Origin of the sequence: Paenibacillus maysiensis (assembly GCF_000520815.1) — a bacterium.
Classification (GTDB): domain Bacteria; phylum Bacillota; class Bacilli; order Paenibacillales; family Paenibacillaceae; genus Paenibacillus; species Paenibacillus maysiensis.
This window is the reverse complement of the sequence record NZ_ASRY01000025.1, coordinates 54,463-70,427: the sequence shown is the minus strand read 5'-3', so window position 1 is coordinate 70,427 and position 15,965 is coordinate 54,463. Positions and strand designations below refer to the sequence as shown.

The following is a 15,965-nucleotide window of genomic DNA, read 5'->3' as shown; positions in this document are numbered from 1 at the left end:
ATAAGAAAGGAGGAATCTTTATGACAAAAAACAAATTGAATTCGGCGCCCGTCTTTAAGGCCTTCTCATACATTGTTGTCTCGCTTATCGCAGTTCTATGTTTGATGCCTTTTATCGTTCTAATCTCCGGCTCTATTTCGGAAGAAGGGCAGGTTTTAGCCAAGGGTTATTCCTTTCTGCCACGCGGCTTTTCGTTGGATGCCTATGCCTACATCTTCCGCAATCCCGGTGAGATTCTTTCTGCTTACCGCGTCTCGCTGATTGTGGCGGTGGTTGGAACGGTGCTTTCGCTGCTGTTCTCCACGATGGCGGCCTATGTAATGTACCGTAAGGAAGTAAAGTACCGGAATCAACTGGTATTTTTTCTGTTCTTCACCACATTGTTTAACGGTGGATTGGCCCCTTATTTCATCTGGATCACCAGTTATTTGCATCTGAAGAACACTCTTGCAGTACTAATTTTGCTCCCCATGTTCAATGTTATGTATGTGCTGATTCTGCGCAGCTTCATACAGGGCTCTGTGCCAGAGCCGCTAGTGGAATCGGCCAAAATTGACGGGGCGGGAGACTTTCGGATTTTTTGGCAGATGGTGTTGCCGCTCTGCAAGCCCGCACTCGCTTCTATTGGTTTGTTCACCATTCTGGCCTACTGGAATGACTGGTGGACCCCGATGATGTTCACTGACAAGGAGCAATACGTGCCATTGCAATATTTACTCTATAAAATGTTGTCTTCAATGAACATGTCTGCGGCTATGGCCCAACATATGTCGGCTCTTGACACGCCTAAAGAAACGTTCAAGCTTGCTATGACAGTGATTGCTACAGGACCAATTGTGATTCTGTTTCCGTTCCTTCAGCAGTATTTCGTAAAAGGTATTACAATTGGCGCCGTAAAAGGGTAAACCCTACTGTGCGGATGCAGAGGCAATACGTTTGTGAATCCTGCATAAATGGGGATTTATATATAATTGCGATTTTCAGAGGGGGAATAAGAGTGAGAAAAATAAAGAAAAAAGTTATGTTGATCCTGACAACGTTGCTGTCACTGACGATGCTGCTGTCTGCCTGCTCGAGTAGCAACGATGCCGCCACAAGGTCAGAACCGAATCAGAAAGAGGAGGTTGTGCTGAAGGGTTACCTGCTCGGTGAAGCACCGAAGGGTATGCCGGATGTGCTCGCGAAGCTCAATGAAAAGCTGAAAAAAGACATCAATGCCACCATTGATCTGAATTACATCGGCTGGGGGGATGTGCAGTCGAAGTATCCATTGTTGTTGGCCGGAGGCGAAGATGTGGATTTTATCTTTTCGGCAGATTGGAATTATTATGTCGAACAAGCGAATAAAGGAGCCTTTTATGAACTTAAGCCTGAGGATATAGCCAAATATATGCCGAAGAAATCGGCTGCTATTGATCCTACAGCTTGGGAAGAGGCCAAGATTAACGGTAAAATCTTTATGATTCCAAAAACCACTCCGGACAGCAATGTCTTTGTGGCTGTACTACGCAAGGATATTATGGCGGAAGCAGGCCTTACCGAGGTGAAGAGCCTCTCTGAAATTGGTCCTTATCTGGAAGCTGTTAAGAAAAACCATCCGAATATGATCGGCCTAAACCTGGACTCTCAGGTTGATCTTCCGACACCGTATCAACAGCTGATGCGTGATAAAATTGGCTATATAGGCGGTCCTTTCGGAGGCGGTCCTTTGGCTCAAGGAGTAGCTTACGATTTTACAGATCCGACTGGGAAAATCTACAGCATGGTAGAGGAGCCTTACCTAAGCGCACAAAAATATGCTGCCGGCATCATGAAGGACTGGTATGACAAAGGTTATGTTAACAAAAATCCATATTCAAATAAGATCCGCTCCAAGGATAATTTTGTGGAAGGCAAATCTGCGGTAGCGTTTGGCAACAGCATAGATATTGCATCCACCCTAGAAGCTGCTCAAGCGAAAGGAATTGAAACCTATATCATTCCGTCCTTGATGCCAAATGGTAAGGTCCCAATTGGAAATTATATAGGAGCTGGAATTTCCATTGCGGCCAATTCCAAAAATCCGGAACGTGTGATGCAGGCGTTCGACCTTATTATGGAGGATCCTTCTTATGTGTATTTGACTTATTTCGGGATCGAAGGCAAGAACTATGTCGTCAAGGACGATAAAATCGGACTGCCGGAAGGGGTAACAGCCGATACAAATACCTATCCTCCGGATGCTGCGGGCTTCTGGTTCGTAAATAAGGCTTTGTTTAAGCCGATGAGTACCTGGCCACAGACTTATATTGACTTTTGGAAGAAGCAGAACGAATATAATACCTCAGACTTCGTATTTAAAGGATTCTCCTTCAACTCAGAGAATGTCAAGACGCAGATCGCCAACCTGGCCAATGCTTCGACACAGTATGCCAATCCGATCTACATCGGCGCGGTCAAGGATGTAGACAAAGCATTTGACGAACTGGCCAAAAATCTGAAAAGTGCTGGTCTGGATGAGGTCAAAGCAGAGGTGCAGACCCAGGCTGAAGAATTTCTGGCAAAGAAGAAATAACATTTGATCACCGCCGAATAGGGAAATGAATGAGTTACCGGTCATGGTACTTTTTGAAGAGCGCAGCAGGCAAGCTGCGCTTCTTTTGGCAGATGTTAGTATACGACGAACTGAGAGAATCGCTTGTAATAAATATCAAATGGAGAGTGAGAGATGATGAGTAATATTAGCTTAATGCCTCAGTTAAAGAAGGAAAATGGAATATTCAATCTGTATGTCGATGGAAATCCATTTATTGCCTTGGCTGGCGAAATACATAACTCCAGTGCCTCTGACTTGAACTATATGAAGCATAAGGTTTGGCCTCAACTTAGAGAATTACACTTAAATACAGTAATCGTACCGGTCTATTGGGAACTGATCGAACCGATGCAGGGGGAGTTTGACTTTCATCTTGTTGATGGAATTATTGAACAAGCCCGAGAAGAAAACCTGCGACTGGTATTCTTATGGTTCGGGTTATGGAAGAACGGAAAATCCTCATATGTTCCAAACTGGGTTAAAAGGGACTACGAGACCTACTTTCGGGCGGTATATCAGAATAAAGAATCTTCCGATACGATATCGCCATTATGTGAGAAAGCCGTTGAAGCTGATGCGGCTGCGTTCAGATATTTCATGGCTCATCTGAAGAAAGTGGATGGAGATCGCCATACCGTTATCATGGTGCAAGTTGAGAATGAAATCGGATTCTTGGGCAGCGACCGTGATTACTCCGATCATGCGAACGAGCAATTCAACGACTCGATACCCGATGAATTGGTTGCGATTTTTGGCAAGGTAGGTTCATGGAAGGAGGCGTTTGCGGATGATGCGGAAGAATACTTTATGGCTTTTCATTACGCTCGGGCCATCGAACGAATCGCTAGCAGTGGTTCTGATGAGTACGCTCTTCCTATGTTCGTGAATGCATGGCTTGAGCAATTCCCATGGAAGCCCGGATCTTATCCTAGCGGGGGGCCGATAGCAAAGGTCATGCAGATTTGGAAAGCGACGGCTCCGACCATCTGTCTTTATGCGCCGGATATTTATGTTCCCAATTTTGCCGAGGTTTGTGAGGAGTATACGGCCGGGAACGACAACCCCTTGTTTATTCCCGAAACTAGAAGAGACGTCGCTTCAGTGACAAACGTATTTTATGCGATTGGAAAACATAATGCCTTGTGTTTTTCTCCTTTTGGCATTGAAAGCATCTTTGCCCCTCCTTCAAATGACAACACAAATATCGAATTGGGTTTAGCTCTGAATATCGACTTTTCTGCCTTTGTTTCAAATGGAACCGGCCCCTATCTCGCACGCAGCTACGAGCTTCTCGGCAATATGCAGGCGATCATTCAGAAGTACCGCGGTACAGGAAAAATGACGGGATTTATTCAAAATCATGAGCCCGGCTGTATATTGTCTTTCACCAAATATGATTTGAAAGTAAACTATCAGCGCAGACAGGAAGGGAAACCGGTGTCAGGCGGCCTCGTAATCGAAGCGTCGAATAACGAATTTATTTTAGTCGGCATTGGATGTTCATTTGAATTTCTGCCTAAGCGCGGCGACACTTCCAAAGTGGACTACATTAGCATCGAGGAAGGAACGTTCGTTAAAGACAAATGGATCCGGGGGCGTGTTCTGAATGGGGACGAAGCCTCTTATGGATTAGCAGTCGGCAGCAATCCATCCTCCTTTTGTGTGGAAGTGTATCAATACCGTTGAACAATTTGAATCTCTGCTAAGCTATTGATAACGATGTTGGAGTCATAATGAGAACCTAGGCAACGATGAATCCATAGAAGAAGACGGAGTGAAGGAATGAAGGGGATGGGAGCAGCGTTGTTGGTATATAATGAATGAAAACGTCGTAGGGGAAGTGAGCACATCATGAGGCTGCTGATCGTAGAGGATGAAGAGAGAACCAGGGAAATGCTGTGCAAGCATATTGCCTGGGGGGAGTTGGGTATTAATGAGCTGGAAACGGCCCGCAATGGCATGATTGCTCTGGAGAGGTTCCAGAGCTTTCGTCCCGACATCGTGCTCTGTGATATCCGGATGCCGAAGATGGATGGTATAGAATTCGCGCAACAGCTTCGTAAGATTGATGTTTCATGCAAGCTACTGTTCTTGAGCGGATTCTCGGACAAGGAATATCTAATGTCAGCGATCCGGCTGAATGCTCTCGACTTTATTGAAAAGCCGATCAATCTAGATAAGGTGAGGGAGGCAGTTCGAGAGGCAGTGGAGTCCAGAAAAAAGGATAAGCAAAAACGAATGGAGGAGCGCCAACTGCAGGAGGCCTATGATGAAGGTCTGCCTTATCTGAGACAGGAGATGGTCCGCAAACTTATTTCAGTTCCTGATTCGCTCCATGTGTCGAAGGCTTTGGAGAGTAGAGAAACCTTTCTTTTGCCTCTGGAAGGACCGTATACTGTGCTTGCATCGTGCATGTACTGGCAGCCACCGCAATATCCCAAAGATCCGAGGCTAGTCCAAGAGGCAGTGTTGCGGGAGCTGAATATGAATAACAAGCTGGCTTCGCTGCAAGGCATCTGCGGTTTCGATTCACGGAATTTTTTAATCTTTATTCTGCCGGGGGTTTTCGGCTGCAGCTACCGGGAACAACGTAAGGTATTGGAGGATCTCTACGCCGAAGCGGCCGGGATCATAGGCAGCAATATCCGTTTCTGTATGGGGGTCGGAGAGTCGGTAAAAGAACAGTTGCAAATTCCGAATGCATACAGAACTGCTCTCGATGTGTGCAGTCTGCATTATTACAGCGAGGGTGATCGGCTAATCTTTGCCAATGCACTTGGTGGCAACCGATCACTTGCTACCGACTGGAACATGGTGCGCAGTCTGCGCGGACTTCTGAAGCAGGGGGAACTGGAAGCTGCCCGCAGTCTTATTGTGAATTGGACCAAGCAGGCCAGGGCAGCACGTGATCTGAATATTGCCCAGCTCAAGGATTCCTATTTCCAACTCTTGCTGGTCATTCTCGATACAGCTGTGCAAATGGGGTTTACGGATACAGATGAGGACATGGAGCGGCGGTATATCTGGAAGGAGATTGACCGTGTTCCCGACCTGGCAAGCATGGAAAAATACATCCTCTCCTTCCTGGATTTGTTCCTGGTACCGCCGGAAGGGGAAGGCAGCTCCGCTAAAATGAGAGAGATCCTGCAGTATATTCACAAGCACTTTCATGAAAGGGGTTTCACAATTCGAGATATTGCTGATCATGTGGCGTTGAGCGAAACTTATCTCTGCTCCCTGTTCAAGAAGCAGAGAGGGGGCACCGTCAAGGAATATATCTCCTCGCTGCGAGTGGAAAAGGCCAAGGAACTACTTCTGGACAAGGAATTGAAGTTGTATGAGGTTGCAGAACGGACCGGCTTCACCGATGCCAATTACTTTACCACCTTTTTCAAAAAATGCGCAGGCTGCACGCCTTCGGAGTACCGGGAGAGGATGGCCAAATGAAACTGAAGTCCAGGAGAGCGTTCGCTGATTTTAGCATCCGGCATAAGCTGTTCGCTTCCTATATGCTGGTGATCATTATCCCGTTGGCCCTGCTGCTCTTCCTGCATCTGTTGTTAACCGCGAATGAAATGGAGAAGCAAGCGTTGACTTCGGCCCACAAAATGTTGGAGGAAACTAAATCCTACCTGCATTACCGTGCAGAGACAGTTAATGAAGTGTTGAACTTCATTGCCTTCAATGATACCGTTCAGACTCTGGTAGCCGAAGATCCGAGACGGTATGAGGATGTCAATCTCTGGGGAACGGATGCCAGAAGGCTCGACCGGATACTGGCGCAATCCCGCTACAATTCGGATATTGAAACTGTTCAGCTCTATATGAAGCAGGGGCTTGCTTCAGCCACAGAAAGTCCCGACTATTTGAACATGGACAAATTGGAGAACAGCCTCTGGTTCAAGAACTTTATCGCTTCCCATTCCGTCTTCACCTGGCTACCTTCCTCCGCTATTGAACAGGAAGAGGGCAGCGATGAAGTATCCGTCTTACGAGTCATTCCAAATGCGCACAATATACAGGTGAGTGATGGCCTTGTGCGTGCCCGGATCTCGCAGAGCACAGTTCGTTCCGTGTTGGAACATGCTGTTGCCACTCCGTATACCTCCGTAGTCTTATTCAATAACCGCGGTGATGTTCTAAGCACCTCTGGTGAATTTCTGTATAGCTCCAAGGAATTTAAGGATATGCTGCCTCTGGTTCCGGCCGATGGGGAAATCGACACTATAGAGTTCAATGGGCAGCAAATCCTGCTTGGACTGGAGGCAATCCCTGAGACGGATATGAGTATAGCGATGATTGTGCCCTACTCGGACATACTGGAATCTAGCAACCGGATGCGCAATCGGCTGATCTTAATTTTTTTATTCATTATTCCCCTTACCTTTATTCTGTCCTTCGTTATTGCCGGTTCGGCAACCAAACGTCTCCGGCAGCTCATTCGGCATGTGCGCAAGGTCAAGGACGGCAATTTACGCATGTCACCGCTTCCAGCCAACCAAGATGAGATCGGAGAGCTAACAACTAATTTTAATATGATGGTGGAGAATGTATCGCGGTTGATGGAGGAGACCTACACGCTCGGGCGCGAAGTGAAGAACAAGGAGTTGAAGGCACTGCAGGCACAGATTAACCCGCATTTTCTTTACAATACCCTGGATCTAATCAATGTTATGGCTATTGAATCCGGTAATGAGGAGATATCCAAAGTAGTAGACCGGCTGGCTTTGTTCTATCGGTTGAGCTTGTCGAACGGCAGTGAGACCGTCACTTTGGAGAGTGAACTGCGGCATATTGGATCCTATGTGTCGATCCAAAACATGCGATTTAATAGTGCGATTACACTGACCTTGAAGGTTCCACCGCTGCTGCTGGGCTGTGAGGTGCCCAAAATCATGCTGCAGCCCTTAATCGAGAATGCGATTCTGCATGGCATTTTGGAGAAAGATTCGGAGACGGGCATGATCCAGGTATCCGCTATGGAGGAGAAGAGCGATCTGGTCGTGGAGATCAGCGATGACGGCATCGGCATGGGGGAAGAAGTAGTGGAGGCTTTGTTAATCAGGCCTGTTAGCAAAAGCACGGGCGGCTTTGGCATCCTTAACATTCAAGAGCGGATTCAACTGAACTATGGGTCGTTGTACGGATTGTCTTTTACCAGCCTTCCTGGTAAAGGAACCACTGTACGGATCCGCCTTCCCAAGTCAACCAAAAAGTAAGCACAGGCAGAAGATAATAAAGAAAATCGAAACTTTCCCCCGTAGGAGCTGCCCATGAAGACTATTACAATAAGTAGGAGGGAGACAGAGAAACATCCAGAAGGAGGTCGCTTATGGGTGTCAAGGTAGAGCAGGTTGCAGTGCGGACACATAAAAGGGCCAAAGGGTTGTCCCCGTTACAGGTCTCATTAAGGCATTCAAGGAATTCAACTATAGGGAAGTCATCTTAATAAGCCTTTGGAACGGACTGAAGGACTTAGTATATTTTTTTAAGGCGACAAGGAGTGGCTTGTGACCAAGAATGCTATCCTGTACAATCTGCCGTTTCTGGTTTTTCGATATTGGTTGCGGTGCTGATCTCAGAAATATATAAGTGAATGCCCCTTACTGCCTTCGAATGAAACGTTTGGGCTATCGATCACTGAATGGTTTGCAAGGTGCAGTAGGCTACTATACTCTTTCGGCGGTTCAGTGAACAATTGCTTAAGCGAGAAATAAAGCCCATAAGGCTATTATCAACGCCTGTTTCCGTAATTATACAGGTTCACGCTTTATACCATGGGTGCATTGAAAATTTCAATACCGTCGTGAATAATGCTAATGCCGATACCATTCCGAGAATTGGTCTCAGCTTTACCTTCTCAGAGGATTGGAAGAATATCAAGTGGTATGGCCGCGGACCATGGGAGAACTATGCAGACCGTAAATCGTCGGCCTTCGTCGGCATTTATGAGAGTTCAGTTGAAGAACAACATGTTCCATACGTCGTTCCGGTTGAATGCGGCGGAAAGGAAGATGTCCGTTATTTATATGTATCGACGAAAGATCACAGCGTGAAAATTACTGCAGTGGGCGGCTTCCATTTCGATATTCATAACCACAGCATTGAACAGTATGACAGTGCCGCCTATGAAGATGAACTTGGTGCATCCTCGGCTGTCTTTCTTCATATTGATTACTTACATGCCGGTCTAGGTGGGGACAATGGATGGACCAAAAATATTCACGATGAATATAGGATTAAGAAAGGTATTTTTACTTACCGAATGACTTTTGAAATCGTGGAGTGATCAATAACCAATGCTCCACTAGAGGAACATCAATCTAAAATTCCCTAGATACGTTACGAGGAGGAAGAACAATGATCTACAAGGATACAAGTCATTCTATTCATGATAGAGTCGAAGATCTAATTGGAAGAATGACATTGAAGGAGAAAGTAGCCCAGTTATATTGTGCAAATTCATATGGAGGAGAATCCGTTTATGATGCCAGAGCCGAGAAATTAAAGGATGGAATTGGTACCATAAGCTATTTAAATGATTCCTTTACAGGTGACCTTAATAAGGATAAGGAGACTATAAAAAGCATACAAAAATTTCTTGTTGAGGAAACGAGATTAGGGATTCCGGGGCTGTTTCATAGTGAAGGAATAGCTGGAGCGCAGATACCTGCTGCAACTACTTTTCCACAGTCTCTTAATCTTGCTTCTACCTGGGACCCGGCTTTAGCACAAAAAATGGGTACGGTAGTCAAAAAACAATTAACGGCATTTGGGCTCAAGGCCGTACATTCCCCCCTGTTTGACTTGGGGAGAGATCCTAGATTCGGAAGAATTGGTGAAACCTATGGGGAGGATCCCTATTTAGTTGCGCAAATGGGCGTGTCTTTTGTCAAAGGAATACAAGGTGACAATGAGGTAATGGCTACCGCCAAGCATTTTGTCGGTTATGGAAATGCAGAAGGGGGAAGAGGTGGCGGAGAACAGCAAATATCCGAGAGAAAATTGTTGGATAGTTATTGCTTCCCCTTTGAAGCAGCCATTCATGAGGCAAACATAAAAGCTGTAATGAATAGTTATGGGATGTTAAATGACCAGGCAGTGTCTACGTCCAAATGGCTTCTAACTGACATTCTAAGAAACAAGCTGGGCTTTCAGGGGCTGGTTGTAGCTGATTATGGCAGTATCACACATGCATTTTTACGGTATAGAGTAGCAGAAGATGCTAAAGAGGCAGGAATCCTGGCATTCAAAGCTGGAATGGATGTAGAACAACCTGGCAACCAGTGTTACCAGTACTTGGTAGAAGCGGTTGAGTCAGGTGAACTTGAAGAGGCACATATTGACATTTCGCTAAGGCGGGTACTTGAGACCAAATTTACATTAGGACTATTCGAGAATCCTTATGGAGATGGCGATTTCTTTTATGAAATTAAAAAAGCGGAGAATGCAGAATTATCACAAGAGATTGCTGAGAAATCCATGGTATTGGTCAAAAATGAGGACAACATTCTGCCGATCAAAAAGAACCTGAAAATAGCGCTGATCGGCCCCAACTCCGATACCAAAACCAACTTTTTTGGGGGATATTCATCCGTTGGATCGGCTAGCACAAAAAGTAGTGATTTTGATAAATCCGAAGAAGACAGCTTCTTGAGAATGATATACACAGGGACCATTACCGAACATAAAGAATCATTAAAATCTATTGGAATTGAATTTGAGGACAAGCCAACCCCTGAACAAAAAGAAATCATTATGAATATGATCAGACAGAATTTAAATTCTGACGATTCCTCGAAAAGAGTCTATAAAACGAATGAAGAATTTGTTCAAATGTTTTACCCGGATTGTAAATCTGTAAAATATGTTTTGGAAGCAGAGTTTGGGAAAGATCATGTACTGCACACCAAAGGCTGCAATATTTTCAAAACCATAGATGGAGGGATCGAATCAGTAAAAGCTGCGGTGCAACAGGCGGATATCGTCATTGCAGTATTAGGCGGCAAAGAAAGTATGATTGATCCTGAAGCTACTTGCGGTGAAAACAAAGATAACATCAACATTGGTCTTGAACAGCCTCAACTGGAAATGATGGAAGAAGTATTTAAGCTGAATAAACCTGTAATTTCAATTATCATAGATGGCCGGCCGTTAGCTACACCTTTTGTAAGCGAACACAGTAAAGCGGTCTTGTATTCATGGCTTCCGGCACAGTCTGGAGCTGATGCAATTGTGAATATCCTTACAGGAAAGAAGAATCCTAGCGGAAAGCTGCCGGTGACCATTGTAAAAGAAACAGGCCAGATTCCAATGTATAACAGCAGATTGCCGCTCTATATTGATATTAATGAGTGGGCTGAATATATTAAAACGGGCCAAAATACACCGTTATATCCGTTTGGACATGGATTAAGCTATACACAATTTAAATATTGCGACTTGGAACACGACGACACGGTTCGGGCAGACGGAGAATTGAATGTAGAATTGAAGCTAAGAAATTCGGGACAGGTTGCCGGGGATGAGGTGGTTCAGGTTTATATCCGGGATAGTGTGAGCAGTGTTGCAAGACCTGTAAAGCAGCTGGTCGGATTTGCACGGGTTACCTTGGATGTGAATGAAACAAAGAAAATTGCTTTCAAGGTGAATATGAAACAACTGGCATTTCATGATTTGAATATGGAGCAAGTGGTGGAACCAGGGAAGATGGAAGTATTTATAGGTGCTTCATCTCAAGATATCCGTTTAAAAGGTGCCTTTGAGATTATAGGTGACAAACTTAATGTTGAACGTAAGGTATTTTCATCACAGGTAACGATTGCACCATTGTAAACCGTTACGAAACATCATTACGGCTACTCTCCGTTCCACGCTGACCTTACGCCATATTTGAAGCCAGGCAGACCTAATAATCTTATGGTTACTGTCAATAACGGAGCACAACCGAATGCACGCTGGTATTCGGGCTCGGGGCTTTACCGTCATGTCGATTTGCTTGTTGCTCCGAAGGTGCATATTGCTCCATGGGGAATTTTTGTCCATACTTCTCATGTTGTAAACGGAACAGCGTTTGTCATTGTTGAAACGACGGTTGAAAATAATACAAGCGATGCGGCCGATCTTTGGTTGAACATCAAGATGATGAAGGAAACCTCTAAAATCAAAGCGGGAACCGGTCGTGTGAAAGTGCACGTGCCTGCTGGGGAGAAGGCTGTCGGCCGGGTAACAGTTGCGGTTGAACATGCGGATCTATGGGATATCGATTGTCCTAATCTGTACAGAGTCACAGCAGATCTGGCCGATAAAGAGTCAGTTATTGATCACGATAGCACCCAATTTGGGATACGAATGATATCCGTTGATCCGCACAACGGCTTTTTGTTAAACGGGCGTTCCCTTAAGCTTAAAGGTGGCTGCGTCCATCATGACAATGGCATTCTAGGTGCAGCCTCGTTTAAGGACAGTGAATTTCGGAAAATGAAGCTGCACAAAGTTAACGGATATAATGCTATTCGATTTGCCCATAATCCGATGTCAAGAGATTTACTTGATGCTTGTGACCGTTTAGGACTGTTGGTTATTAACGAGGCGTTCGACGTTTGGACAATGGAGAAAAACGCTCAAGATTATAGTCTATACTTCGCAGAGAATTGGGCGAAGGATCTGGAAACATTTATGCTTCGTGACCGGAACCATCCAAGCATCATCATGTGGGCAACAGGCAACGAGGTGCTGGAACGCGGAGGAATGTCAGACGGTTACCGTCTGGCAGCGCAATTGGCGGAACGAGTGCGTGAACTCGATCCTACCCGGTTGGTCACGAATTCGTTATGCTCTTTTTTTAACGGCCTTGACGATGAAGACACTGTAACTTTTTACGAGGAAATGTCTCTGATGCTTGAAGATGGCGGAGGCTTCACCCCGAATTATGATACCGATTTTGGGATAAGAATCTGGGCCGACTATTCGGAAGCCTTCGTAGCACCTTTAGACGTCGTCGGATACAATTACATGAACTATCACTATGAGAATGCAGTTGAGAGCTTTCCAGACAGAGTGATCTGCGGCACCGAAAGCATGCCCCCTCAGTGCGATAAGTACTGGCATGATGTAGAACGGTTTTCCCACGTAATTGGTGATTTCGTATGGACGAGCCATGATTACATTGGCGAAGCGGGACTTGGAAAAGTGAAATATGTCCACCCGGAAGAAACTCTCAATACTTATAACAGCATTGGCAGCTCTCCATTTCCTTGGCGCCTGGCCAATTGCTCAGACTTCGATCTCTGCGGTTTGGCACGTCCTCAGTTATTCTACCGCAAAATCGTTTGGGGTTCAGAGGAGACTTTCATAGCTGTGAGGAATCCGGAAAACTACGGAAAGCTGGAGATTCTGAGCAGATGGGGATGGCCGGAATGCGAGCATCATTGGAGTTGGACGGGGTCAGAGAATTTGCCGATACAGGTAGATATCTATTCTGCAGCTGAAGAAGTGGAGCTGATTCTGAATGGAAAGAGTCTCGGCAGAAGGCTGACCGGGAAGACGAACAGATATACAGCTAGTTTTGATCTTTTATATGAACCGGGTACCTTGGAAGCAGTAAGTTATACCGAAGGCAAGTGCATTTCATCCGATAAACTGATCACCGCAGGTAAACCCGAAGGAATACGGATTGTTCCTGACAAGAATGAGCTTGCGGCAGACGGTCAATCGTTAATTCACACGGTTGTCGAAATCGTCGACTCGGAAGGCAGATTGGTTCCAACAGCTGAGCTTAAAGCAACGGCAAAGGCGGAAGGTGCGGTAACGCTGGCAGCATTTGGCACGGGAAGACCGCAATCCACAGAGAACTATACGAAAGGCGAATTTACCTCGTATAAAGGAAGACTGCTTGCCATTGTTCGTGCAAGCTATGAAGCTGGTGTGTCAACACTGACGGTTGATATTGACGGGCTGATTTCCGTATCAATTGAGATCCCGGTACGTTAAAACGAAGAGACTTATTATGCAGTCTACTTTATACCTATCATAAACATGATTATTAATTGGGAGTGAGATAATGAAAGTAGATAAAATTCACCGTTTTACCGAGGACGGGAATTCCTGTATCATTGATACGCCACGGACCCCTAGGCATTGGTACAATTACTTGTGGAGCGAACAAGGGTATTGCACGCAGGTTTCCCAAATCGGGCATGGCCGAAGCTACTATATCAATTCAAAAGCAGACATGTGTATGATCAACAACCAGGATGCCAAATACTTGTACCTACGTGATGATGATGCCAACGTGTACTGGAATATAGGAGAAGGCCCTTTAAACGAAGAAGTCGAGGATTTTTCTTGTGAACACAATGTAGGGTATTCCATCCTAGAGTCCCAAAAGAACGGTGTCCATGCTTCCTGGAAGCTTTTTGTGCCCCATGAAGGCTACAACGAGGTATGGGTGGTCAAAGTAAAGAATAATACGGATACAGTGAAGCGAATCAGCCTCTTTTCTACTGTGAGCTTTGAACTGGAAGGGTTTAAATACCCGCGGTATTACGAAATGTACAGAAGCTGTGAAACCTTCTTTGACGAGAAGCTGAACGGCGTTTACTGCGAGTCCAAACATCCCTTCGCGCCACACAATAGATATAACGGTTATATCGCCTGCTCGGAAACCGTCCACGCTTTTGATGGCAATCTTGGAGAGTTTCTGGGGGAACTGGGGACATATACCCGATTGGATTCCATGCCGGCACCGTTGTTCCAGCGGCCTGACGTTGTAGTTAAGGGTAGAGATTGTACGAATTCTCTCACTACGCTGGTCAATCTTGGCGGTGTTTTGCAGAACAAGCTGGTACTGGCAGCTGGTGAAGAGAAGGAGCTGTATTATGTGCTGGGCGTCAGCGAATCGTTGGATGAAGCGGTTCAAACGGCGGAGCGTTATAGCAGCCGAGAGCATGTCGAACAAGCATTACAGGAAACTAAGGAGCACCAGACAAGCAAATACGCAAGCCTTCAAATTGACACGCCTCATGAGAAGCTGAACGTACTTATGAACGAATGGGTGAAAAAACAGGTAGACTTCTGCATCGTCGGCAAAAAAGGGGTGCGTGACAATCTTCAAATTGCCGTTGCCCTTCTTAATTACAGACAAGAGAGAGCCAAGGAGGAAATCATCGAATGTTTGCGGCATCAGTTTAAGGCGGGGCATGCCGTACTAACGTGGTATCCTTATGACGCTACCCGTTATTCAGACCAGCCGTTCTGGATTATCTGGTCGGTATGTGAGTTGATTAAGGAGACTGGGGATTACTCTCTTCTGGATATGGAGATCGAATATCAGGACGAAGGCTCGGCAACGATGCTGGAGCATGTGAAGGCAGCGGTTAACCGGTTAATTGAAGACAAAGGAAAACATGGCCTGGTACGGATTTTCTTCGCGGATTGGAATGATGCCTTGAATATTACAACAGATCCCGATGCGGAATCTGTCATGCTGTCCGAGCAATTCTGTTATGCCCTGAAAGAGCTGTCAGCGTTGATCCGGCGAGTGGGTGATAACGGTTATGCTGAATACTTGGATGAGCAGTACCATATCCTCCGCAATGCGATTAACGAATCGGCTTGGGACGGAAGCTGGTATATGCGCGCTCTTAGCAAAGAAGAGAATATCGGCTCCAAAGACAGCGAGGGGAGCAAAATCTATATTAACGCACAATCGTGGGCCGTACTTGCAGATATTCCTGATGAAGAGAAGCTACCCAAGGTACTGGAATCCATGGACAGCATGGAGCATGAATTTGGCTTCCCGATCAATATGCCTCCTTATATGGAATATTCCCCGCATGTAGGTAGAATGGCCGGTATGCTTCCCGGGCTATTCGAGAACGGTGGAGTTTACTGTCACGCGACCGGTTTCAAGATTATGGCGGATTGCAAGGCAGGCCGGGGAGTAGAAGCCATACGTACATTACTGAAGATCATTCCGGACAGCGAAGCGAATCCATCCACACAATCCGGGGCGGAACCGTATGTCTTCACTAATTGTTATTCCATTCACCCCAAATATTATGGGAAGTCCTATCAATCCTGGACGACTGGAACCTCGGCATGGGGACTCATGTCGCTCTTGGAAGGGATTATGGGGATCAAGCGGGATTATGACGGGCTCCGAATTGACCCGTGTTTCCCTGCGGATTGGGAGCAAGCCCAGGTATACAGAGAATTCCGCGGCACGCGTTATGAAATTACCATCCGGAATCCATTGAAGTTATCCAAAGGACAACCGGAGGTGCAGGTGGACGGAAATCATGTCAATGGAAATCTGCTGCCTCTCTTTCAGGATGACCGGATCCATCGTGTAGAAGTTGTTCTTAATCCTATCAGCCAGTAGTTCGCA

Annotated in this window: 9 protein-coding genes; all 9 read left to right on the top strand. The window is 45.8% G+C overall.

The features are described 5' to 3' along the window. The first annotated feature begins 20 nt into the window (after window positions 1–20). The 9 genes from L696_RS0101835 (at window position 21) to L696_RS0101795 (ending at window position 15,959) form a co-directional block, all read left to right on the top strand. Complete coding sequence (locus L696_RS0101835; protein WP_025682132.1) at window positions 21–905, top strand: carbohydrate ABC transporter permease; 885 nt, start codon at window positions 21–23, stop codon at window positions 903–905. Window positions 906–997: 92 nt separating this feature from the next. Next, on the top strand, window positions 998–2,554 hold the full coding sequence (locus tag L696_RS0101830) for an ABC transporter substrate-binding protein (RefSeq protein WP_025682131.1): 1,557 nt from the start codon (window positions 998–1,000) through the stop codon (window positions 2,552–2,554). 153 nt (window positions 2,555–2,707) lie between these two features. Then, entirely contained in the window at window positions 2,708–4,261 is a 1,554-nt protein-coding gene (locus tag L696_RS0101825; RefSeq protein ID WP_049827236.1) for a DUF5597 domain-containing protein, read from the top strand. A 165-nt stretch (window positions 4,262–4,426) separates the two neighbouring features. After that, window positions 4,427–6,022 (top strand): response regulator, encoded by a 1,596-nt coding sequence (locus L696_RS0101820; protein WP_025682129.1) that lies wholly within the window; start codon window positions 4,427–4,429, stop codon window positions 6,020–6,022. Further along, a complete protein-coding gene (locus L696_RS0101815) occupies window positions 6,019–7,794 on the top strand; it encodes a sensor histidine kinase (protein WP_025682128.1) in 1,776 nt (591 codons plus the stop codon). Before L696_RS0101820 ends, L696_RS0101815 begins: the two co-directional genes overlap by 4 nt. Window positions 7,795–8,273: 479 nt before the next feature. Continuing rightward, on the top strand, window positions 8,274–8,864 hold the full coding sequence (locus L696_RS0101810; protein ID WP_209440925.1) for a beta-galactosidase small subunit: 591 nt from the start codon (window positions 8,274–8,276) through the stop codon (window positions 8,862–8,864). A 71-nt stretch (window positions 8,865–8,935) separates the two neighbouring features. After that, complete coding sequence (locus L696_RS0101805) at window positions 8,936–11,410, top strand: glycoside hydrolase family 3 N-terminal domain-containing protein (RefSeq protein ID WP_025682126.1); 2,475 nt, start codon at window positions 8,936–8,938, stop codon at window positions 11,408–11,410. 84 nt (window positions 11,411–11,494) lie between these two features. Next, window positions 11,495–13,567 carry a glycoside hydrolase family 2 TIM barrel-domain containing protein gene (locus L696_RS0101800; RefSeq protein ID WP_245233263.1) on the top strand — a complete coding sequence of 691 codons (2,073 nt, stop codon included), beginning with the start codon at window positions 11,495–11,497 and terminating at the stop codon, window positions 13,565–13,567. 70 nt (window positions 13,568–13,637) lie between these two features. Continuing rightward, window positions 13,638–15,959, top strand: a complete 2,322-nt coding sequence (locus tag L696_RS0101795; protein WP_209440924.1) for a GH36-type glycosyl hydrolase domain-containing protein — start codon at window positions 13,638–13,640, stop codon at window positions 15,957–15,959. Window positions 15,960–15,965: the final 6 nt, after the last annotated feature.